This is a genomic window from Pedobacter chinensis, assembly GCF_003339865.1.
GTDB classification, from domain to species: Bacteria; Bacteroidota; Bacteroidia; order Sphingobacteriales; family Sphingobacteriaceae; genus Pedobacter; species Pedobacter chinensis.
Window position 1 is genome coordinate 139,787 of sequence record NZ_QPKV01000008.1, and the last position, 24,051, is coordinate 163,837.

Annotated in this window: 16 protein-coding genes; 8 read left to right on the top strand and 8 right to left on the bottom strand. The window is 36.7% G+C overall.

Features of this window, described 5'->3' with window-relative positions; all coding sequences use genetic code 11:
* Positions 1–14: 14 nt before the first annotated feature.
* From DU508_RS18375 to truA, 4 genes are all read right to left on the bottom strand, one after another.
* Complete coding sequence (locus DU508_RS18375; protein ID WP_147273661.1) at positions 15–1,193, bottom strand: FecR family protein; 1,179 nt, start codon at positions 1,191–1,193, stop codon at positions 15–17.
* 92 nt (positions 1,194–1,285) lie between these two features.
* Positions 1,286–1,873: an RNA polymerase sigma factor gene (locus tag DU508_RS18380; protein ID WP_115404229.1), complete on the bottom strand. Its 588-nt coding sequence runs from the start codon at positions 1,871–1,873 to the stop codon at positions 1,286–1,288.
* Between the two features lie 36 nt (positions 1,874–1,909).
* Positions 1,910–3,682: an ABC transporter ATP-binding protein gene (locus DU508_RS18385; RefSeq protein WP_115404230.1), complete on the bottom strand. Its 1,773-nt coding sequence runs from the start codon at positions 3,680–3,682 to the stop codon at positions 1,910–1,912.
* A 211-nt stretch (positions 3,683–3,893) separates the two neighbouring features.
* Positions 3,894–4,646, bottom strand: coding sequence for a tRNA pseudouridine(38-40) synthase TruA (gene truA, locus DU508_RS18390; RefSeq protein ID WP_115404231.1), 753 nt, complete (start codon positions 4,644–4,646; stop codon positions 3,894–3,896).
* 217 nt (positions 4,647–4,863) lie between these two features.
* Between truA and DU508_RS18395 the strand changes: the two genes are divergently transcribed.
* The 8 genes from DU508_RS18395 (at position 4,864) to DU508_RS18430 (ending at position 16,252) form a co-directional block, all read left to right on the top strand.
* A complete protein-coding gene (locus DU508_RS18395; protein ID WP_115404232.1) occupies positions 4,864–5,331 on the top strand; it encodes a DUF4293 domain-containing protein in 468 nt (155 codons plus the stop codon).
* 379 nt (positions 5,332–5,710) lie between these two features.
* Positions 5,711–7,594, top strand: coding sequence for a DEAD/DEAH box helicase (locus DU508_RS18400; RefSeq protein WP_115404233.1), 1,884 nt, complete (start codon positions 5,711–5,713; stop codon positions 7,592–7,594).
* 122 nt (positions 7,595–7,716) lie between these two features.
* Positions 7,717–9,240, top strand: coding sequence for a hypothetical protein (locus tag DU508_RS18405; protein ID WP_115404234.1), 1,524 nt, complete (start codon positions 7,717–7,719; stop codon positions 9,238–9,240).
* A gap of 36 nt (positions 9,241–9,276) precedes the next feature.
* The gene (locus tag DU508_RS18410) at positions 9,277–9,756 is read left to right on the top strand and encodes a DUF6705 family protein (protein ID WP_147273662.1); all 480 of its coding nucleotides are present in this window, start codon (positions 9,277–9,279) and stop codon (positions 9,754–9,756) included.
* Between the two features lie 545 nt (positions 9,757–10,301).
* Complete coding sequence (locus DU508_RS18415; RefSeq protein ID WP_115404236.1) at positions 10,302–11,492, top strand: aspartyl protease family protein; 1,191 nt, start codon at positions 10,302–10,304, stop codon at positions 11,490–11,492.
* 88 nt (positions 11,493–11,580) lie between these two features.
* On the top strand, positions 11,581–13,428 hold the full coding sequence (locus DU508_RS18420) for an alpha-L-fucosidase (protein ID WP_115404237.1): 1,848 nt from the start codon (positions 11,581–11,583) through the stop codon (positions 13,426–13,428).
* 69 nt (positions 13,429–13,497) lie between these two features.
* A complete protein-coding gene (bshC, locus tag DU508_RS18425) occupies positions 13,498–15,084 on the top strand; it encodes a bacillithiol biosynthesis cysteine-adding enzyme BshC (protein ID WP_115404238.1) in 1,587 nt (528 codons plus the stop codon).
* A gap of 73 nt (positions 15,085–15,157) precedes the next feature.
* Positions 15,158–16,252, top strand: coding sequence for an Ldh family oxidoreductase (locus tag DU508_RS18430; RefSeq protein ID WP_115404239.1), 1,095 nt, complete (start codon positions 15,158–15,160; stop codon positions 16,250–16,252).
* 107 nt (positions 16,253–16,359) lie between these two features.
* Here DU508_RS18430 and DU508_RS18435 read toward each other — a convergent pair whose 3' ends face one another.
* The 4 genes from DU508_RS18435 to lepB all read right to left on the bottom strand — a co-directional run bounded on the left by DU508_RS18435 (position 16,360) and on the right by lepB (position 24,013).
* Positions 16,360–18,270, bottom strand: a complete 1,911-nt coding sequence (locus DU508_RS18435; RefSeq protein WP_115404240.1) for a SusD/RagB family nutrient-binding outer membrane lipoprotein — start codon at positions 18,268–18,270, stop codon at positions 16,360–16,362.
* An 18-nt stretch (positions 18,271–18,288) separates the two neighbouring features.
* A complete protein-coding gene (locus DU508_RS18440) occupies positions 18,289–21,348 on the bottom strand; it encodes a SusC/RagA family TonB-linked outer membrane protein (RefSeq protein ID WP_233509672.1) in 3,060 nt (1,019 codons plus the stop codon).
* Between the two features lie 140 nt (positions 21,349–21,488).
* Positions 21,489–22,679, bottom strand: coding sequence for an ROK family protein (locus DU508_RS18445; protein ID WP_115404242.1), 1,191 nt, complete (start codon positions 22,677–22,679; stop codon positions 21,489–21,491).
* A gap of 140 nt (positions 22,680–22,819) precedes the next feature.
* A complete protein-coding gene (gene lepB / locus DU508_RS18450) occupies positions 22,820–24,013 on the bottom strand; it encodes a signal peptidase I (protein ID WP_115404243.1) in 1,194 nt (397 codons plus the stop codon).
* Between the last annotated feature and the right edge of the window lie 38 nt (positions 24,014–24,051).

The following is a 24,051-nucleotide window of genomic DNA, read 5'->3' on the forward strand; positions in this document are numbered from 1 at the left end:
TATTTTGCCATAGGCTATTGATTTTCCGGTAATACTTTTAGCTGACGGTTTTCTTTTAGTTCAAACCTGATGTTTCCTGTTTTCTCCAGCATTTTTAAAACTTCAGATAGTTTAGATTTGCGGGGAACCATTCCATTATATCTTTTATTAGGGATTGAAGAATAATCAATCTTAATATCATACCATCTTTCCAGCTGGCTAAGGATGATTTTCAGGTCCGAATCATTAAATTGAAATAGTCCGTTTTTCCAGGCGGTTTCATCGTCAGTGTCAACATCCGTTACTAACCGGATGGCAGAATTTCCAGACAAACCCGCTACGGCTTGCTCTCCTGGCTTCAAAATCCTGGTTGATTTGAGGTTGCTCACTTTCACACTTCCCTCTAACAAGGTTGTTTTAATGATTTCATCATCCATGTAACCATTAATATTGAAATGCGTTCCAAGCACTTCAACATCCTGATTCAGGCTTTTTACATGAAAAGGCATTGCCTTGTTTTTGGCAACTTCAAAATAGGCTTCTCCCGTAAGCACAACTGAACGCTGATTACCAACAAATGCTTCAGGATATTTTAAAGATGATGCAGCATTTAACCAGACTTTAGTGCCATCGGGCAAAATAACCTGATATTGGCCACCTTTTGGCGTTTGAATGGTATTATAAGAAACATTTTTTTTATCAAAATTCTCCCGGTTAAGAACAGTATAAACCAATTGACCATCTTTAGTCTTAGTGATTTTGATTCCATCTTTATCACTGATATTGGCAGAAGTTTTTTCATCAAGAACAATCTTTGAGCCATCTGCCAGCGTTAAAATAGCTTTATCTGTTCCTGGTAAAACATCCAGGTGTTTGTTTACTGTTAAATTTGATGTTTTCGAAATAGAATCGGTTTTTAAGAAAAAGTAAAAACCACTACCTATTAAAATCAATATTGCAGCTGCAGAGGCATACCTGTAGAACGAAATCGTTTTTGACTTTTTAAATGAAGCTATTTTTTGTTGAATAGCTTTAAAGTTTTCCTCTTCCAGCTTTTGAATTTCATCAACATTGCCGGAACTTAAGTCATCTTCAGCTTTACCTAAAAATTTATAGTATTCTTCAACAAAAAGAATTTCTTCTGCTGTTGCCTTGCCAAACAAGTAGCGTTCAATAATCTTTTGTATGTCTTTTTTGTAATGAAAGGGATTCATTTTTTCTGGTTTATGATAGTATGTACCAGAAAAAGGAAAATATCCCAAAAGAATTTTAAATATTTTACAAATCAGCAAAAAATCTGAAAATATTATCTAAAAAAAGCAGAATAAAAAGCCACCGCAACTAAAAACAAATGAGTTAACCGGAATTTTAAAGCATGAGTTGCCGTTGTTAATTGATTTTGAACGGTTTTTTGAGATACATTCAACTGAACTGAAATTTTAGCGGTTGATAAGCCTTCAAAATAATGCAGCAAAAAGATTTTTCTCCTTTTTTCAGGCAATGCTTTTATAAATAATTCAATTAATCCTTTAACCTCCCGCTCTAACAATTCCCCATCAGCCTGCAAAGGAGAAATCAACTCGTTTTCGAAAGATTGAGTGAAAAAATTGTTTTTGGGTGTTCTGGCAATGTGTTTTAAAACCTGAAAGCGAACAGCGGTATGCAGGTAAGCCAATGGGTTTTCTAAATTCAATTCGGCTTTTCTATTCCATAAATCGGTAAAAACATTTTGAATCACATCCTGGCATTTTTCTTTTTCAGGCAATCGCTTATAAGCGGCATTGTAAAGATCTAGCCAGTAAAGCTTGTAAATTTTGCTAAATGCAGCCTCATCTCCTTGCTTTAATAAGTCAAAAAGTGCTTTATCGTTTTCACTATTTCCTGAGGCTTTCAAAAATTACGTTTGTTAGGAAACCAAACATAATCATTTTTAAGAACTTTTAGCTATACCTTCTGAAGAGAATTGCAGATCGTAAAGCTTTTTGTAATAACCGTTTAGCTTAAGCAATTGCTGATGGGTGCCGCTCTCTTTTATTTCCCCTTTATCAAGTACAATAATCTGATTTGCTTTCTGAATGGTTGATAACCGGTGTGCAATCACAATTGAAGTTCTTCCTTCCATTAAATTATCAATCGCTTTTTGAATCAGTAATTCGGTTTCAGTATCTACCGATGAGGTAGCCTCGTCTAAAACCAGAATAGCAGGATTGTGGACCAAGGCTCTGATGAAGGAGATTAACTGTGCTTGTCCGGCAGAAAGTGTAGCACCTCTTTCCATCACATTATATTGGTAGCCACCTGGCAAACGCTCTATAAATTCATGGGCACCAACTTTCTTTGCAGCATTAACCACTTCATCGATGGAAATATCCGGATTATTTAAAGTGATGTTATTGAGAATGGTATCTGAAAATAAAAACACATCCTGAAGAACTGTAGCGATATTTTTGCGCAGATAATCCAGATCGAAATCTTCAATCCGAATGCCATCAATGGTAATTTCTCCTGCTTTCACTTCATAAAAGCGATTTAGAATATTAATGGTTGATGATTTTCCCGCACCCGTTGCGCCTACCAATGCCACTGTTTCGCCAGCTTTTACATTAAAAGTTAAATCTTTTAAAACATAAGCATCATTGGTATAAGCAAACCAAACGTTTTTGAAAACAATGTTTCCAGTTAAATTTTCAGGTTTCTGGATTCCCTCGTTTGGTGTCTTTTCATCAGTATCCAACACCTTGAACACACGTTCTGCACCAACCATTCCCATTTGCAGGGTGTTAAACTTATCTGCCAACTGCCTGATCGGTGTAAAAACCATTCCCAAATACATGATAAACTGAGTAATGGTACTTGGTGTAACATCTAACGGTTTAGCTAAAATACTTTTGGCACCATACCAAACCAGTAAACCTAAAGACATGGCCGAGATTAATTCCACAACGGGAAAAAATATTGAATAATACCAGTTAGAACGGATATTGGCATCGCGGTAACGCTTATTAATGTTATAGAATTTTTTATACTCCTGGCGTTCTCTTGCAAAATATTGTACAATTGAAACTCCTGAAATATGCTCTTGTAAAAAGGTATTTAAATTAGAAACCTCATTTCTAACTTCCTGAAAAGCAACTTTAATGGCCTTCTGAAATTTTCTTGTCGCAATGATCAATAGTGGAATGGGCAAAAGCACCACTAAACTTAATTCCCAATCGGTATAAAGCATTACACCAACAATAACCACTACCTGCAACGAGTCACCGATCATGGAAATTAAACCTTCTGAAAATATATCGGCAATGGTTTCCAAATCAGAAACGGTTCTGGTAATGAGTTGTCCTATTGGTGTTTTATCAAAATATTTTAAACGGAGACTGGTAATATGATTAAAAACCCTTATTCGCAAATCTCTAATAACCGATTGCCCTAAAGTGTTTGTTAAGAGTGTGTGACTGTATTGAATCAGTGTTTGCAGGATGAGCATGAAAATCATGAGCAGGGTCATATTGACCAGGCCAGAATATTTGCCCGTTAAAATATAATGATCGAGGGTGTACTTGATCAAAAAAGGCCGAACAGGAGATATTCCGGCTAACAAAATGGTTAAAATCACCGACCAAATAAAAACAACACGATAAGGCTTTACATATTGAAAAATACGTTTCAGTAATCCTGTGTTGTATACGTCGCCTGTTACTGCCATTTTTATGGTTTAAGGTGTAAGGTTAGGGTTTAAAGTTCCGTTCACTTTACACAAATTTTCAAAAAATTATCTAGTTCATCTTTAAGGCGATGACTGGCCTGTTTATGGTTTAGCGGTTAGGGGTTAAGCCTCAAATACCCACATAAGTTTTAAACAATATCAAGCCCATCTTAATAGGATAATAAACCTTCTACCCTACACCTTCCGCCTTCTACCTTAAATATGGGTATTCTACTTTTACCAAATATAAACCGCAAGCGGGTACCGATTGACCAGCATTGCTCCGGTTTTTACTTTCTATTATCGTTTTAAAATCTTCCAGGTTAATTTCATGCTTACCAATTCTCACCAACGTTCCCATTATTGCCCGAACCATGTTTCGCAAAAAACGATCAGCCTGAATGGTAAATACCAATCCATTTTCTTTCTCTTCAAAAACAGCTGTTGTAATTTTGCAATTATTGGTAAAAGTTTGTGTATTCGATTTACTGAAACAAGAAAAATCAGTATAATCTAACAACAATTTTGCGGCTTGATTCATCAAATCAACATCCAACTTATCTTTAACCAGCCACGATCTGTTTAATTTAAAAGGATCTTTTTCAAAATGGATATAATACTTGTACGCTCTGGAAATGGCGTCAAAACGAGCATGAGCATCATCGCTTACCGGAACAATTTTTTTTGCTGCTATTTGATAAGGTAACATTGCATTTATTCCTGCAACTGCATTTAGCACTTTTGATTCTTCAAGATTCTCCACATCGAAATGCGCATAAAAACCTGTGGCATGTACACCGGTATCCGTTCGGCCGCAACCCAAAGTTTCTATCGGTTGGCGGTAAAATGTTGACATGGCTTTATCAAGCAACTCCTGAACAGTAATTGCATTGGGTTGAATTTGCCAACCATGGTATAAGCTGCCATCATAAGCGATTTGTATGAAATATCTTTTTTTAATCAAAACGATGCAAAAGTACGGTTTAAAGAGGAAAGTCGGAAGTCGGGGAGTTCTGAGTTGAGAGTTGGGAGTTCTGAGTTGGGAGTCCAAAGAGTAAAAAACAACTAATGGCAAATGACTATTGAACTAATGAACCCAATGAACTATTGAACTAATAGAACCAATGGCTATTGAACTAATGATATAAATAAGCTAATTTTGCCATAAATTTTAAATTAACATGATACAAAGAATACAAACCATCTGGTTTTTTTTAGCGGCTTTAACTTTGGTTTTAATGTTGTTTTTGCCTATTGCGACTAAAGATATTGCCGGAACTGAATCTGCAGTATATACCACGGGACTATATCAAACCCTTACCATAAAAGCAGGAATAGCTTTAAAAACTCAGTCGTTTTTGCCTTTAGTGATCACTAATATTGCAGTTGCTTTTATATGTTTAATTAATATTTTCAATTATAAACGCAGAAGTTTTCAAAAAAGAATTGCAATATTATCTATTGTGTTTATTGGCGCATTTGCATTTTGGTGCAGCGTTTATGCAAAAAAACTTCCTAGTGGAATTGAAGGTGCCAGTTTTGGTGTTGGCGCTTATTTACCAGCATTAGCCATTTTATTTGTTGTCCTCGCTATTTTCGGGATTAATAAAGATGAAAGATTGATTCGTTCGGCGGAAAGATTACGTTAGGGTTTGATTGTAAACTTCATATCCAGAAAAATACTTTTTAATCTGCAGCAACCTTGAAGATGCTGTCATGCTGAGGCACGAAGCATCCCTCTCCGATGAAACAGATGCTTCCTGCCTCAGCATGACAGCTAAATGAAGCCTGATTTATCCAGCCCCCTACAGCATTTCCTTTTTCAAAAAATTAAAAGTCAGCAAGTTCCAATCAGGGAAATTGATGTTGATTTCAAGCCAATCCTTCCTCTATTTCCCCTCATACATCTCTCCTAATTTCTTTCTCCCTTATTTTCAAATCATTAGCAGCAAAAACTATTTACTTGACTCTCTGTGAAATACCAAATATTAACCGTACCTTTGCGGCTCAATTAAAATAAAAAGACGAATGACAAACCCATTTCAATTATTGGGGATAAGTGATGACGTCGTTAATGCCGTAAAGGACCTTGGATTTGAAACTCCAACGCCTATTCAGGAGCAAAGTATTCCTGTACTGTTAGAAGGCACTAATGATTTTGTTGGTTTGGCCCAAACAGGAACAGGAAAAACAGCCGCATTTGGTTTGCCGCTGTTAGAACTAATCGATTTTAAAGTTAATAAACCACAGGCATTGATTTTATGCCCTACCCGTGAGTTATGCTTGCAAATCGCTAACGACCTTAAAAACTTTTCTAAAAACGTTGCTAATGCCCACGTTGTTGCCGTTTACGGTGGCGCGAACATTATGCAACAACTACGTGAAATACGCCAAGGCGTTCAAATCGTAGTGGCCACGCCCGGCCGTATGTTGGATATCATTGGCCGTAAAGCCATTGATTTTACAAGCGTTAAATATGTTGTGCTTGATGAAGCTGACGAGATGTTAAACATGGGTTTCCAGGATGACATCAACGACATTTTATCAACCACTCCTGATGACAAAAAAACCTGGTTATTCTCGGCTACAATGCCTGCAGAAGTTCGCCGTATTGCTAAAAAATACATGAACGACCCTGTAGAATTAACCATGGGCACAAAAAACACCGGTAACGTTAATATCGAACACGAATACTATATTGTTCGTGCCCGTGATAAATACGCTGCCTTAAAACGTATTGTAGATTTCAACCCTGAAATTTTTGCTGTAGTATTTTGTAAAACCAAATTGGATACACAGGATATTGCTGAGCATTTAATTAAAGATGGTTACAATGCTGATGCTTTACACGGTGATTTATCGCAACAACAACGTGATAAAGTAATGCAACGTTTCCGTGAGCGTAACATGCAATTGTTAATTGCTACTGATGTTGCTGCTCGTGGTATCGATGTAAACAATGTAACTCACGTAATCAACTATTCTTTACCTGATGAGATTGAAAGTTATACCCACCGTTCTGGCCGTACTGGTCGTGCAGGGAAAACCGGTATTTCGATCTGTATCATCAACTCTAAAGAATTGGGTAAAATCCGTCAGTTAGAGCGTATTATTGGTAAACAATTTACCAAAGCCGAATTACCTACAGGATTTGATGTTTGTGAAAAACAATTATTCTCATTGGTACACAAAGTACATAATGTAGAAGTTAATAACGAACAAATCGATCAGTACATTCCTCGTATTATGGATGAATTTGCTGATTTATCAAAAGAAGATGTGATCAAACGTTTTGCTTCATTAGAGTTTAACCGTTTCCTTGATTATTATTCTAAAGCGCCAGATTTGAATGCTGCGGTTGGTGATGATCGTGGAGAAAGAGGCGAACGAGGTGAGAGACGCGGACGTGGTAGCGAAGGTTATACTCGTTTGTTCATCAACCTGGGCTCTGTAGATGAATTTACCCGTGGCGATATGTTATCATTTATCTGTAACAACGGAAAAATTGCTGGCAAAAGCGTTGGTAAAATCGACCTTAAAGGTGTCTTTTCTTTCTTTGAAGTAGAAGATGATGTTGCTGATAAAGTTTTCGAAGGTTTCAAATCTGTTGAATTCAATGGCCGTCAGGTACGTATCGAAAAAAGCGGAGATGGTGGACGTGAAGGTGGTGAAAGACGCGGTGGCGGAGAAAGACGTGGTGGTTTCGGCGGAGAACGCAGAGGCGGAGGCGGCGGTTTCCGTGGCGGCGACAGAAGATCTGGTGGTAGCGGAAGACGTGAAGGTGGAAACAGCGGTGGTGGTTTCAGAGATTTCTCTGGACGTAGCCGTGATGACAAAGGTGGAAATTCTGGCGGACGCAGAGAAGGCGGAAATCGTGAAGGTGGAAGCGGCGAACGCAGAAAAAAATGGTAAATCACTAAAACCAAATATTTTACTAGCCGGTTTCGTTTATTCGAAACCGGCTTTTTTTTATTTATATATTGTTAAATTAAAACTCATTAGGTAAATTCACTGTAAAATTTAAAATACAGTAAATGAAAAATTGCGCTCCAAACCTCTCTTTACAAAAATTAATATCAAAGAATCTATTACTGTTTGCGCTTATATTAATTTTTTCTTGCAAAAAAGATAAACATGAAGAAAGTATTTTTGAAAATAAAAATACAACTCAGCTAAACCAATGGTATAATGGCCTTATACAACAGCAAGATCAATCTATTTTTTTATACCAATTAAAACCCGATTGGGGTTCAGTTTATATCAGCAAACACAATGGGCAAACGGTATATGAAATAAATTGTAAAAACCCTAACAAATTTACTTTTGGCAAAGAATTAACTGATGATACCAAAAAACAAGCGCAATTTGAGCATACCACTATAAAGCTCTTACTGTTTCAAAATAGCGATAATATTTTGAGTGGTGCTTTTATGATGATTAAAGCAACGGGAAATATTACAAAGAAACTTAACTATAAAGATTTACCAGGTTTTACCGGAACAGTTATATATTACACCTTAACCGGTAAATTTGCAAATGGCTGGGTTTACAATAGTGGAAATATTACCCACACCATTGCCCCAGCTACAGATGCTGATCTTGGTTCAATCAAAATTAATGCAGACCATACTGCCTTTGACAGGGGTGAGAAATTAATGTTAGAAAACATTAATTGTGTAATATCTGCTCAACCTGTTTATGGCCAACAATGCATTACTATAGACCCTATACCAGAAATACCTGAAAGCCAAAGCTACACAACATGCGTTTGGGTTATAGTAGATGTGAGTTATACCGTGCAATGCTACTCAACCGGAGGTAGCGAGGGAGGCTCGGGCGGCGGGGGTTACAACCCACCGGTTACACCACCACCAACTGTACCAGAAGACCCACCGAAACCTGATCCATGCGCTAAAGCTAAGGCTTTAAATGAAAACACAAATTACAAAGATGAAACGAATGATTTAAAAAATAAAGTTGCTGACGTGAATTTACAACGAGAAGTCGGTTATATCAAAAAAGTTGGTTCTCCGGCAGTTTATAGCGATCCAGGAACTACTGGAATGCTTTTTAATATCCCACAAATCGGTGAGTTAACTGACCATTCTTTAGAATATATTACTCATACTCATTATGTTGATTCTACTGCATTGAGTATATTCGGTTTTGATGATTTTTTTACATTCGGAAAATTTTTAGGATCAAATAAAGTTGCTGATGTCAATACATTTAGCCTCGGAGTAACTACTAGTTACGGCACCTATACTTTAGTGCTAGATGATTGGAATATATTTAATTCATACCTGCAAGACACAATTAACGATTTTTCAAATTCACTCAAACTATATCAATCTTTTAATGCTGCAACTGGCGGTATCCTAGAGACAAATTCAGGAAGCATTAATGAAATCAATTTGCTAAAAATTTTAAAAAATAGCGGAATTAAATTACTTAAAAAAGATTCATCAACAGGCAATTTTAAAGTTTTAACGCTTGATGCCAATGGCAACCTTGTCATAATTAATTGTAGTGGTGTTGGTACAGGAAGTGTTGAATAGTTTAATTTATTCATAAAATAACTAATTATAAAAAAAATGAAGCATATAACCATACTCGTAACCTTATTACTTTTGATGTTTACAGCTAAAGCGCAAGGTGTAGATGACGACACAAAATCAGGTAAATATTTTAAAAATCCATTTGTAAAAAGGTTTACAGGTAAATGGACAAGTAATAACCGCGAATTGGAACTGGTAATTACAACAAAAAAAACTCGGCATAATTACAAAGAGGATGATTATTATTACGATCCTATCTATGTAAAAGTAACCAAGTGTATTTATAAAGAGGATGATGTGGCCAAAAAATTAAAGGAACCATTTATGTTTTTGGGTAATGCAACTAGTTACGGAAGTGTTCTTCTCAAAGACCCCATTACTGGCGATGATATCATTATTAAACTTTATTATATAGATAAAAACACTTTAAAATTAAATGTAAATACCAGGTATGCCCCGGGTACTTCAACTATCTTCCCTTTAGGAGATACAATATTGAGAAGAAAAATAAAGTAAAACTTCTTTTACACCTGTTCTTTTTCGATGAAGGAGAAAATTGTATGATTTTTTAATAATTATTCTATCTACTGCTACAAGCATCAAGCTTTAAAATTAGATTACAATTCTGGTGCGTTTAGAGTTTTACAAATGGATGCCACATTATGAAAAAACGATCGTTATAATTTGTTTAATAACATTTTCTAAAGAATAAGCAGCGAACGCAGAAAAAAATGGCAAATCACTAAAACCAAATATTTTACAAGCCGATCTCAAAATGAGATCGGCTTTTTTTTCCTGAAATTTTATATTCAAACTTTATTAAATAATTATGAATAAAGGCTGGCATATTTCCTTTCAATAATATTTTCCTCTCGGATGTATTATTAATCTCTTAGGCTCCGCATTACAAGGCGTCAAATAATTTTGAAATTGGAGAGTTATCGATCAAACCTTATAATAGGTTTTAGTGTAATGAAGCATTTCTAGAACAAATACGTTTATTTATTCATATTTGCCTGCACATAAAAATTGCATTATATTGCTTATCTTAAATACCCTTAATGAAGAAAGTCCTTTATCTAGCCATTTTCATCTCCTTATTTATTTCTTGTAATCCGGTTAGGAGAATCCTAAATACAGGGAATTTGAGGCAAACTGAATTTATAGAGAAAATTCCCTTCAATTTTGATTTCGGTGTACCGATTATTAAAGTAAATATTGGTAACAAAAGTTATAATTTCTTATTCGATACCGGCGCACCAACTACACTATCACCAGAGCTGGCACGAACTTTAAATTTAAAATCACTACAAAAATCAAAAAATTCTGATTCGCAAGGTTATGAGAAAAAAGAGGATGTTGTTATTATTCCTGAAATAAAAATTGGGAATCTTATTTTTGAAAATACTGGAGCCTTGATCATCGACATGAAAAAGACTTTCCAAATGGCATGCTTAAATGTAGATGGAATTATTGGTGCTAACCAGATGTCAAAAGCGATATGGCAACTCGATTATAAGAACAAGATAATCACTGCAACGAATAACTTATCAAATTTTGAGATCCCAAAAGATGTCAAAACAATAGATTTTCTTCCTGTAAAAATTCAAAATACACCTCTTATACCTGTAACCGTTAATTCAAAAACAACCTACATTACATTTGATACCGGATCAAACGGAGATCTTAATTTAGGCTTAACAGGCTATCTGGATGCTGTTAAAAACTTAAAAAAAGCAGAGTCGGTTGGCATTGGTGGTACAGGTGTTTATGGAGAAGGCAGAGAATCAGTTACAACCTATATAAAAGTTCCTGAAATGCAAATCGGCACATTAAAATTAATCAACCAGATTGTACCTTTCAGAAATGGAAAATCAGGTAATATTGGCAACGGCATTTTACAACACTATAAAGTGATAATTGATTGGAATATGCACAAAATATATTTGCCTGAGGTATCGAATTTCGATTTCTCAAAATTAAATCGTTTTGGAATCGGATTAAAATTTATAGAAAACAAAACTGTTATTGCTTCCATCTTTAAAAACACGGATGCAGAACAATTGGGCATGGCTGTTAATGATGAGATTGTAGAAATCGATGGCCGAAACGTATCTAATTTTACTGAGGCAGATGCTTGTTATTTTACATTTACCAATATCTTCAGGGGAAAAGATTCATCAAAAGTTACCATATCGAAGAACGGGAGAAAAATAAATTTTAATTTAAAAAGGGCAATTTTGTTAGAGTAAGAAACACCAAATGCCGTTTCATCCAAAAAAACGTTGAACAAAAGTTCTAAATATTACATTTCAATCTTAAAGAAATTATATTCATATTATGCGGGCTTTGAAACTTTTTATTACAATCATATTCCTTTCGCAAAGCACAAATCTTTTCGCACAACAAACCGAATCAAAACAACAAAAAATGGAATGGTTTGCCGATGCCAAGCTTGGAATCTTCATCCATTGGGGAGTATATTCTGTAAATGGAATTTCTGAATCGTGGTCGTTTTTCAACAATTATATTAACCATGATGCTTACCTGAAACAGCTCAATGGTTTTACCGCTGAAAAATATAATCCAAAGGAATGGGTAACGTTGATTAAGGAAAGCGGCGCCAAATATGCCGTGATTACAACCAAACATCATGATGGCGTAGCATTATGGAATACACAAACAGCAAAAGCTACAAGCACAGTTAAAAATAGCGCAGCAAAAAAAGATCTGATCAGCCCATTCGTAAATAATTTGAAACAAGCTGGTTTGAAAACGGGATTGTATTTCTCACTCCCCGATTGGAGCTATCCGGATTACGATGTTTTCACACGCGAAAGAAAACGATACGACATCAATACAGAACCGAAAAGGTGGAATGCTTTTTTAAATTATTATCATGGACAGCTTCAAGAACTGTCCACACAATATAACCCAGATTTGGTTTGGTTTGATGGAGACTGGGAACATACCCCAGCTGAATGGCAAACCGACAAAGTACGCCACTTATTAAAGGCTAAAAACCCAAACATCATCATCAACTCCAGACTCGATCAACACGGCGATTATGATACACCAGAACAAGGTGTTCCTGTTGTAAAACCAACAGCCAGGTATTGGGAGCTTTGCTACACCATGAACGATTCATGGGGATATCAACCCTATGATCATCATTATAAATCATCGAATATGATCATCAGAACGTTGGTTGATTGTATCACAATGGGTGGAAATTTATTATTAGATATTGGCCCGAAAGCCGATGGAACCATTGCAACGGAACAAGTTAAAATTTTAAAAGATTTGGGCCGGTGGACTAAAAAACACAGTGAAGCCATTTATGAAACACAAACCGGGATACCCAACAATCATTTTTCAGGCAAAACATCATTGTCAAAAGATAAAAAAACCTTATACTTATATATAGATTACCACACTAAAAACGGTTTTTTACTAACAGGAATAAAATCTAAAATAACAAAAGTAGAATTGGTTGGAAGTAAGGAACCGGTAAGCGTTGCGGATTTAAATGGAACAGATTACTTTCTCAACTTTAATGATGCTGGTTTTGATAGCGATGTAACCGTTTTAAAAGTTACCCTGAATGAAGCGATTGAGTTATCTGAAGATAAGCCTGAAGCCATTTCTTTAGCAACTTTATTTGCTGCTCCCCAGCAGCCTGATTTAACCAATTTCAATTTAAGAAAACTTGCCAAAAACCTGAATGATGGCATAAATATATTTCAAAACACCAATTTGGCAGCTGATGGTTTAGATTTTAAATCAGGCATAAAAAACTTTAATCCAAAAATTAATAGCTGGGTAATTAAAAATGCAGAAGCATTATATAAAACAAGCGCTGGAATTCCCGAAGGTCATTATATAGGCAATACAGTGCTTTCTGCTGATAAACAAACTTTATATCTTTTTGTAGAAGGCATACCAACTGGTCCTGTTGCCATTAAAGGATTGGCTAACAACATCAGCAGAATAAGGATTGTGGGAGAAGGAACAATGCTTAATCACGAAATTTACAATAAACTTTATTGGAGTAAAATACCGGGCATGGTTTATATTGATATTCCAAAAGATAAACTTGATCGGGAATTAACCATTATTGCAGTTCTATTGGATGGCCCGATAAAGTTGTATCGTGAAAAAGTAGGCGCCATTGAAAGTAATTTGTAATTATTTAACAATTGTAAAATAGTTATTCAGCTTTATGATTATCCCTAAATTGCAGTACTTTCGCTAATTATGCAGGCAAAATATATCTCCTATCAGGAAACCGGTTCATTTTCAAAATTGGTTTTGGATTATATCAATAACGAGGAACAGCTAAAGGCTTTCTACAGTTATCGTCCTGATATGAAGGGTTTAGCCGAAGCTATAGATAAAAGGCATTTCCTGGGTGATAGAAATATTCTGGTTGAGGTTTTAAAAAGCCAGTATCAACATTTAACACCTAATAAATCGGTTTCTAAAAACATTGAGCTTTTAAGTCTTGATAATACTTTTACAGTAACCACGGGTCATCAGCTCAACCTTTTTACCGGCCCGCTTTATTTTATTTACAAAATAGTAACCACCATCAATTTGGCCATCGAACTAAAAATGGCTCATCCTGATCAAAACTTTGTTCCTGTTTATTGGATGGCAACAGAAGATCATGATTTTGATGAGATTAATCATGTTAGTGTTGATGAGAAAAACATTAGCTGGATTCAAACAACTAATGGAGCAACCGGAAGATTGAGCACTAAAACCGTTGCCGCAGCGGTTACCGCATATAAAGGTTATTTAGGCATTTCAAAAAATGGCAAACACATTGCCAAACTTGTAGAGCGTGCTTATTTAAACCATGATAATTTAGCAGATGCAACCCGTTATCTGGTTAATAAATTATTCGAAAAATATGGTTTGGTCATTGTAAATGCCGATGAACCATCACTCAAAAAGCTTTTCACAAATATTATCACTTCAGATATTATTGAACACAATAGTTCAAAAAACATTGAGCAAAGCTCTAAAAACCTGGAAGAACTGGGATATAAAACACAGGTTAATGGTCGCGATATCAATTTCTTTTATTTGAAAGATGATTTACGCGAACGATTAATTTTTGAAAACGGGAAGTATGTGGTGAACCACACTGAAATTCGTTTTTCAGAAGAAGAACTAAAAACTGAAATCAATACCCATCCGGAACGTTTTAGTCCGAATGTGGTGATACGGCCTATGTACCAGGAGGTTATTTTACCTAACATCGCTTACATTGGTGGCGGTGCAGAAGTGGCTTACTGGATGCAACTGAAAGCCAACTTCGATTTTTATAAAGTTGATTTCCCGGTGTTGCTGTTGCGAAATTCGGCGTTGTTGATAGATAAGCGGAGTGCTGAAAATTTATACAACTTAGGTTTTTCATTAGAAGATGTGTTCTTGCCTCTGGAGGAATTGAAAAATCTTTGGGTTCGAAAAAACTCTACCGCACAATTAAGCTTATCCGATGAAATCAGGGCCATCAACAGCATTTTCGATCAGATTAAACTGAATGCTTATAAAATTGATAAAACCCTTTCTGTTTCTAGTGATACAGCAAAACAGAAAACCAACCGTTTACTGGAAAATCTGGAAAAAAAACTATTCCGGGCCGAAAAACGCAAACATGAAACCGCTCTGATTCAAATCGAGAATGTTAAGAGAAGGCTTTTCCCGAATGGAACCTTACAGGAGCGCATCCTGAACATTGCACCTATGTATGTTAATTATGGCGAAGATTTTCTTTCATCATGTATAGAAAACTTTGAACCGCTCGGAGGAGATTTCACGTTACTTTTACCATAAACGTCAGTCCGGAGTCGGTAGTCCAAAACCCACAGTTGAACTTGATACTTGATACTTGATACTTGATACTAAAATGAACTTCATAACCTTCACAGAATCACACCTTAGAACCTTTACTTACCACGTTTTTAAAAAAATGGGGTGTTCAGATGAACATGCAACTTTAGCTACTGATGTATTAATCCGTTCTGATTTACGTGGAATTGATTCGCATGGTGTGGCCCGTTTGAGTGGCTATGTTCGTTTATGGGAGAAAAAAAGAATTAATGCAACACCGAACATTAAAATCGTTCATGAAACACCAACAACAGCAACTGTTGACGGAGATGCGGGTTTAGGTTTGGTTGTTGCTCCTTTTGCCATGCAGGTAGCTATCGAAAAGGCAGAGAAATATGGCAGTGGATGGGTATCAGTTAAAAACTCAAATCACTTTGGTATTGCGGGTTATCATGCTTTAATGGCGGTTGAAAAAGATATGATCGGCATTAGCATGACGAATGCCAGTCCACTTGTTGCTCCTACTTATGCAAATGAAAGATTATTGGGAACCAACCCGATGTGTTATGCTTTTCCAGCTGGAAAATACCCACCCGTGATTGTAGATATGGCCACTGCCGCAGCTGCAAATGGAAAACTGGAAATTGCACAAAGGGCAAACAAAAATATTCCGGACGGTTGGGTGCAGGATAAAAATGGAGCAGGCTCAACTGATCCTAACGAGTTAAAAAATGGTGGCTCACTTTTACCTTTAGGAAGCGATAAAGATCATGGTAGCCATAAAGGTTACGGTTTAAGCGCCACAGTTGATATTTTATCGGCTGTGCTTTCCGGTGCCAATTACGGGCCATGGGTTCCTCCTTTCGTGGCTTTTTTAGAGCCCTCCGCAAATCCGGTTGGCGAAGGTTTAGGACACTTCTTGGGTGCCATGCGTGTTGATGGTTTCCGCCCGGTTGAAGATTTTAAAAATCATTTAGATAATTGGGTAGAACGTTTCAAAAGTGCAAAAACGGTAAATCCCGATAAAAAAGTAATTATTCCAGGCGAACCTGAACATGAATTTGAACTGGAAAGAAAAGTGAGCGGAATACCGCTAATTGATGTGGTTGTTAAAGATTTAAATGAACTGGCTGATAAGCTTGGAATTACAGGTTTAAATTCGTTTAACTGATTTTTCAGGTTGAATAAGAAAACTTTTCTGTGATTTTTTGTTAAAAAATCCGGGCATAAAAAAGCCGTGAGTGTAACCAGCACTCACGGCGATAACTAACTAAGTACTTATGGTTTTTTAGCCCACCATAAAGGGGTTAACACTCCATCTGGCCCTCCAAGAGCTGTAACGGCTTGCGTATAACCGGCGCTATTAGTATTTGGCAAAGTTGATGGATATCTTAATCTCTGAGGAAAGAAACTTACACTACTGGTCATGTAGGTGCTTGTGGTTAAAGCAGGTAAGTTTGGTAAATTATTTTCTATTGCAGGGTTTTCAAAAAATGGCAATCCTAAACGTCTTTGATCGCTCCAGGCCTCAAGCGGCAGCCAAGGTGTTTGCGCAATATATTTTTGTGTAATAATCTTCGTTAACAAATCATTTTTAACCGTTCCGCTTTTATAAAGATCATTTTTAGGATAAACTAAAGTTGCTGTACCTGCAACATTTGTATTACCATCCACATAATTTACAGTATAACTTGCCGGTGGCTCTGTGGTATGGTTCCAGCTCACTGAAGTTCCTGTTCTGCTATAGCTGGTTGAAGCTAAATAAGCAGCAGCGAAAGATGAAACTCCCCAATAATCGAAACTTGCTTTCACACCGGCCTCATAAGCAGCCTGCCCGCCCATTGGAACTGTCCAACCCCTTACTGAAGCTTCAGCCAATAAGAAATAAGTTTCCCAGGGTGCAAACCAGATACGCTGAGAAGCACTTGCTCTAAATTGATTGCTTAAACGTGGTGTTGTGCCCTCATAGCCTAAAAGTTGATTTTGAGAGCCTTTTGTACCCCAATCTCCTGTTACACCTGTATTCCAAGTATTCTTAGCTTCTATGGTTTTAACAACCGCACCACTTGCATTTAATAAATTACGAACAGTAATTTTTGCATCATCAGTCCAGGATGGGTAGGAGTTAAAGTTTGGATTGGTAAAATCGCCAGGAATAATGAAGGTTTTATAAGCTCTTGGGTCAATAGTATTTGGTAATCCATCTAACCAATAACCAGCCGAAGGATCATTGGTTCTGGTAGTAAATTGATCAGTAAATCTTAAACCAATATAGTTAGCAGGTTTAATAGCACTTGCAAAAGATGCATCCAATTGATCTTGCGATTGAATTCCGCCTAAACCAATGTAAATATTGTTTAAAGTTGTTGATAAAAACTGAGCATTCCACTCTCTACTCATTACACCAGTTAAAGCATCCCATCCACCTTTTTCAGCAACTTTGAAAGTGTGGTCAGTTGTGGTAATGTATTTAGAACCGCTCGCTGCATCCTCAAATTCTGCTTTTGCTTTGGCTGCATCCACTTCTGATAAACGCATAGCTAATCTCATTCTTAATGAGTTACCATATCTTTTCCATTTATCATAGTTATATCCATAAGCAGGATCTAAGTTTGATAAGTTACCTGGATTAACAACACTTTCATCAATTTTTGAAACTGCATCTTTAATTTCTGCCAGGCAGTAGTAATAAACAGATTTCACATCAACAAACTCAGGATTAGTGCCATTAAATGCATTAATTGGAACCGGACCAAAATTATCAGACATTTCACTTACCAGATAAGCCCTCCAAATGCGTCCGATTTGAACCAGATTTTTAGTGTAAACCTTAATATTATTATCAGCAATTTGTTTTTCGCCAATTTGAATCCCCGTATTTACAGCGTTTAACCAATCAGCTACTTGATTATAGTATGCAATTGTCCAGCCATCGTTATAAGTTCCTGATGATAAACCACCGTTTCTGTGTTGATGCGCAGCCGTTTTCCAGTAAAGAATAAATGACCTTTCTGCCACATCCGGATTCATTTGTGCTTGAATGATCGAATTATTTAGAAAATATTCTACCTGAACCTGATCTGCGGTTGCCGCAGTAGGGCTTACATTTATTTCATCAAATTTTTTGCAGGAAGAGACCGCAATAACAGCCGCGATTAGCAAAGTTGATTTTTTGAATATATTTTTCATTTGATTATTTTTTATCGATTAGAAACCTAGAGATAAATTAAAGAAATAAGATCTCGTTGTTGGAGGGCTACTGTTTTCAAACCCTACAGCATTTGTACCTGTTGCAAAAACAGATTCAGGATCAATACCATTCATATGGCTTTTGATCATCCATGCATTATTAACGGAGAAACCGATTTTAGCTCGCTGTATAGGAGTTTTAGCCAATATTTTACCAGGAAGATCATAGCTTAGGTTAATTGTTCTTAATCTGATGTTACTGGCATCGTATAAGTTTGCCTCAGTAATACCAATATTTCCATTAGCAGCTACCGCTTGCCAATATAATTGCGGAGAGATTCCTTTTGTGTTTTTCTCATAAGCATTGGTGGCAGGATTCAAAAATACCCCATCTGCTACAATATTTGCACGCTCGCCATTTACAACTGTTACTGCTGCTGTACCATTCGCCTGCATTAAAGCATTGGATGCTGAGAAAATCTGACCGCCAAAACGTGCATCAACCTGGAAAGATAAGCTTATACTTTTGTAAGCAAATGTATTGTTTATGCCCAACAGGCCCGTTGCACCTTGATTACCTAACTTCACTGGGTTAGAATCTTTTAATGGAATACCACTTGCATCTACAATGATTTGGCCATTGAAAGGACTGGAAGGGTCGGTTACTCTTGAAAAACGACTCCCGTAAATTTCGCCATATCGCTCTCCGGTCACCGCACGAATGCTCACATCATCATAACCGCCTAAGTTGTATTGTGTAATGTCGTTATAAATATCTTTTACTGTATTGTTGTTTTTAGAATAATTTACACTTAAATTCCAATTGAAGCTATTTGGATTATTGAGAATTCTGGCATCTGCTGAAATCTCAAATCCTTTGTTTTGTAAGTCGCCGGCGTTGATTTTCATTGAATTATAACCACTCAGCGGATCGAGTGGTAAATTGATCAACTGATTGGTTGCATTCGATTTGTAATAGGTAAAATCAATTCCGAAACGGCTTTTGAAAAATCTGATCTCTGTACCAAGTTCGAAAGATTTAATAAATTCATTTCTTACGTCAGGATTGTAAAGAACCCCATTTCTACCTGCCGTGGTATTGCCATTTGGATCTTTCCCCAAAGAATAGGTATTGTATAATTGATATGGTTCCATATCATTACCTACTTCAGCGTATGAAGCTCTCAATTTAGCAAAGCTTAACCAATTAGGTAGCGTATTTCCATTTTTCGAGATCATATCAGTAATTACATACGATAAACTAACTGATGGATAAAAGAATGAACGGTTATTTTTGCTTAATGTGGATGTCCAGTCATTCCTAAAAGTCGCATCTAAAAATAAATATTCATCATAATTAAGTTGTGCCGATCCAAAAACAGAATTAATCCTTTTTTTACTAAATCCCTGATCAACCACCGCAGCACTAATTCCGTTATTTAAAGAGAAAAAGTCGGGTACATTTAATTCTCCAACGCCTCCAGATAACGAACTAAAGTTTCTCGACATTAAGTTGACCCCCACCATAGCTGCTCCACCAAATTTTCCAAAAAGATCATCTTTACGGGCATTTAACATACCACTGTAGTTACTTTCGGTAAAGTTTTGTTTGCCGGTTCCATAACTTCCATTGGTTGGACTTGGACTACCTGAAAAAGTTTTATTTTCTGTGGTAACCGAATACATATCTGCCCCACCCCTTACTTCTGCATTTAACCAATCAGTAAAATTATATTTAATGGCACCATTTAAAATATAACGGTCACGAACATCATTATTGGTGTTGTACATGTTATTCCAGTATGGATTTTTTTGATTACCACCACCATACCAGATCATCTTACGATATTGATCTGTTGCTGCCGAGAATTGAGTAACATCCAGAGATCTTGGCAAATTGTAAATCGTCCAGAAAGTATTTTCCCCCCTGGTTCCTGAAACTGGTCTGTTTACTGCATCCGAATTGCTGTACTGGATTTTAGTATCTACCGACCACCTGTCATCTTTACCAAATTTTGTATTGGCCTTTGCCATTAAGTTTGTTCTGGTTAGTTTTACCCCAGGAATCATGCTTTTATCGTCCATTCTATTGAAGGAAGTATAAACCGAAGTATTTTTATATTGCTGCTGGAAAGCAACACTATTATTTAAAGAAACACCAGTTCTGAAGAAATTTTCAACGTTATCATATGCAGTTAATGGCACTTGTGAACCATCCCAGTTCTTAACAGTTTGACCAGCAATTTTTGGCCCCCAGCTTAAATTAGATCGTTCATCATAAATACCATTTAGTCCTTGTCCGAAATCGTTTTGCATTTCCGGATTTGTAAAAATATTTTCAATACCAGTACTCGATGAAACAGAAATACCTAAACCTTTTTGACTGCGACCCGATTTTGTAGTAATTAAAATAACACCATTACCTGCTCTTGATCCATAAAGTGCTGCTGCCGCACCGCCTTTTAAAACGGAGATCGATTCAATGTCTTGTGCATTTATGTCTGAAATACCATTACCCATATCCAATGATGGGTTCCAGAAATCATTGTTGTTTGCACCTGTAAAGTTTTCAACCGGCACTCCATCCACAACCAGCAAGGGCTGGTTAGAGCCTGTTAATGAATTATAGCCACGTAAAACGATTTTAGAAGAACCGCCAGGACCGTTGCTCGACCTTGTTACCTGCAAACCTGCAACCTTACCCGTTAAAGCATTTGCCAGGTTTGGCTCTCTGGCTTCAACCAAAGTTTCACCTTTCACTTCCTGAACGGCATAACCTAATGATTTGCGTTCTCTTTTGATTCCTAAGGCAGTTACCACTACTTCATTTAAATCATTGTTTGCCGCATCGAGGCTGATATTCAAACTGCTTGATGTGCCTACACTCACTTCTTTTGATTGATAGCCCAAATAGCTAAAAACCAAAGTATTGCCCTCATCTGCTGCAATTGAAAATTTTCCGTTTCCATCAGTTTGAGTAGCCTTAGTGGTTCCCTTTACGGAAACGCTAACACCAGGCAGCGGGCCTGATGCATCCATTACCGTTCCGGTAATTGTTTTTTGTGCGAAAGCTGTCATTGTTAAACAAGTTAACAACAATATACTTAAACACTTTAAGTACATTTTTTTCATAATTTTTGTTTTTAGTTAGTATTGATTAGTTTAAGGATTTTCGGAGCTCAGCTGTTCTTTTTTACTTCATAAGCTTAGGTTTATGGTTATTCAAATTGGCTATTTTCTACCATCAAACTTGCCGCTGCCAGCAACTCTGCTTCATCAGTCAGGGTAGATAATTTTATGGTGGTTTGTTCTGCTATTCTAGGAATACAAAACTCATTAATCGCTTGTTGTATAGGAGGCAGCAACATTTTCCCGGCTTTTGCCCCTCTGCCACTCAGCACAATACATTCAGGATTTAAAATATGGATCAGCGTGGCCAAACCTTTCCCAATTTGAAAGGCGGCTTTGGAAAGAATTGAAATTGCTAGTGGGTCTTGGGCTTTTACGGCATCTAAAAAGTGATCTCTGTGATGCTTGCTTTTATCCTTGAATAACTCCTGCATGCTCGATTCGGCACCCTCTGCCAATGCTTTTTCTGCCTTTTCAGCCATAACCAGTAGTGAAGTATCAACCTCTAAACAGCCACGCTTACCACAAGAGCACAAGTTATTGGTATCTGACAATGGAATATGACTAAACTCACCAGCATAACCGCTACTGCCCCGATATAACTGCCCGTTTACGATCATGCCAAGACCGGTTCCCCAACCAATGTTAACTACCATTACATCTCGCAAATTAACCGCCTCGCCAAAATTCAATTCGGCCAGTGCAATCAAACTGGAGTCATTATCAATAAATACCGGAAGTTTTATTTTTTTAGTCAGGTATTCACGAAGGGTCGATCCGTCTTTTATGAAAAGATATGACGAATTAATTCCCTGTTCTGCGTTAACGAATCCGGGCATTCCGATTCCAACACCTATAATATCGCTACGCTTAATTTTAGATTGGTTAATACTTTCGTTTATGAAATCAATAAGAATATTCACATCACATGCCTCATCAGACATGTTGAAATCGAGATTTTGAATGGGTAAAACTTCCTGGCGGGAAAGATCATAAATAGTTAATCTCGTAATCAATTGATCCATTGCAACCGCAACAATGTATTTTTTGTGACTTGGATTAAGCAAATACATGGAAGCCCTCCTACCGCCTGTTGACGGTGCCAAACCTTGCTCTATAATATATCCCTCGCCGATTAATCCATTTACGACTGAAGTAACCAACGGCAAACTTTTCTTGGTAAGCTTACTCAAATCGGTTAACGATAATACTCCCTTATAATAAAGACACTTAATAATATCGGCCCGAAGCCGCTGACCTTTCTCGATTATAACAGACATTTTATTTGGTTTTTAAACAAACTTAATAAATAATTTTAAAACTTATTAAAACTTATTAATTTTTTTTAAAAGTATTTTTCCCAATAAAAAAAGGCTTAAATCTCTTTAAGCCTTTTTTTATATTGAATTTGAAGTAAAAACTAGTGAATTCCTCTGAATAATCTGCTCCAACGTATTTTACTAAAGAAAGATGCTTCGCTATCCCAACTCATCCAGATAAACAATGCCTTACCTACAATGTGATCTTCCGGAACAAAGCCCCAATAGCGGGAATCTGCTGAATTATGTCGATTATCACCCATCATCCAATAATAATCCATTTTGAATGTATAATTTGTTGCTACCTTATCATTGATATACCATATACCGTCTTTTTTTTCAACCTTGTTGCCTTCGTAAGTTCTGATTGCTCTATAATAAAGTGGCATGGTAACACTATCAATTTTTACTGTCCATCCTTTTGCAGGAACCTTAATTGGCCCAAAGTTATCTCTGTTCCAGCTTCGGTTTGGATCATGAGGAAAAACGCCACCTTGTTCAGGCCCAACCGGATCGGGACTCAAGGTTACGGATTTTACAAAATCAAAGGTTTTAAGCTTATCTACAATTTCAGGCGATGCATTAATCACATACGTGTTCTCAGCAACAGCAGGACTATTTCCTAAATCCAGTTTAAATTCATCAAGTACAGCATAATTAAAATCCATTGTTTTAAACTCGACACGATAAGGCATCATCCCTGTGTTTTTTAATGGTTCTTGTTTGCCGTTTACGCTTGCGACACCATTACTCATAGCTATTACATCGCCTGGTATGGCAATGCAACGCTTAATAAAGTTTTCACGTTTATCAACTGGCCGATCAACTATGGTAAAACTATTTCTTACCTGTTCACGTCCCATGTTACGAACCATATTGTAGTAACTGTCTGCCTGGTTTTCCACGGCAACGGTATCACCTTCCGGGAAGTTGAACACCACTACATCATTTCTCTTAATCTCTGATAAGCCTGGCAAACGATGATATTTCCATTGAACGCCATCCCAATAAGCCTTGGTTGATGTTGTTAGTGGCATGGTATGATGAGCAAAAGGGAAGGCCACCGGTGTCATCGGGATACGTGGACCATAATTCACTTTACTTACAAAAAGAAAATCACCAATTAATAAAGAACGTTCCATTGATCCGGAAGGAATGGTGTAAGCTTCAATGAAGAAAACGCGAATAATAGTTGCCGCTACCACCGCGAAAACAATTGCATCTACCCATTCTCTTGATTTAGATTTTTTCTTTTTTGTGACATCCTTTTTTCGCTGCCAGAATTTATAATTCATATATTTTATTTTTTTCCTTCGGAATGAACCGATTTTCG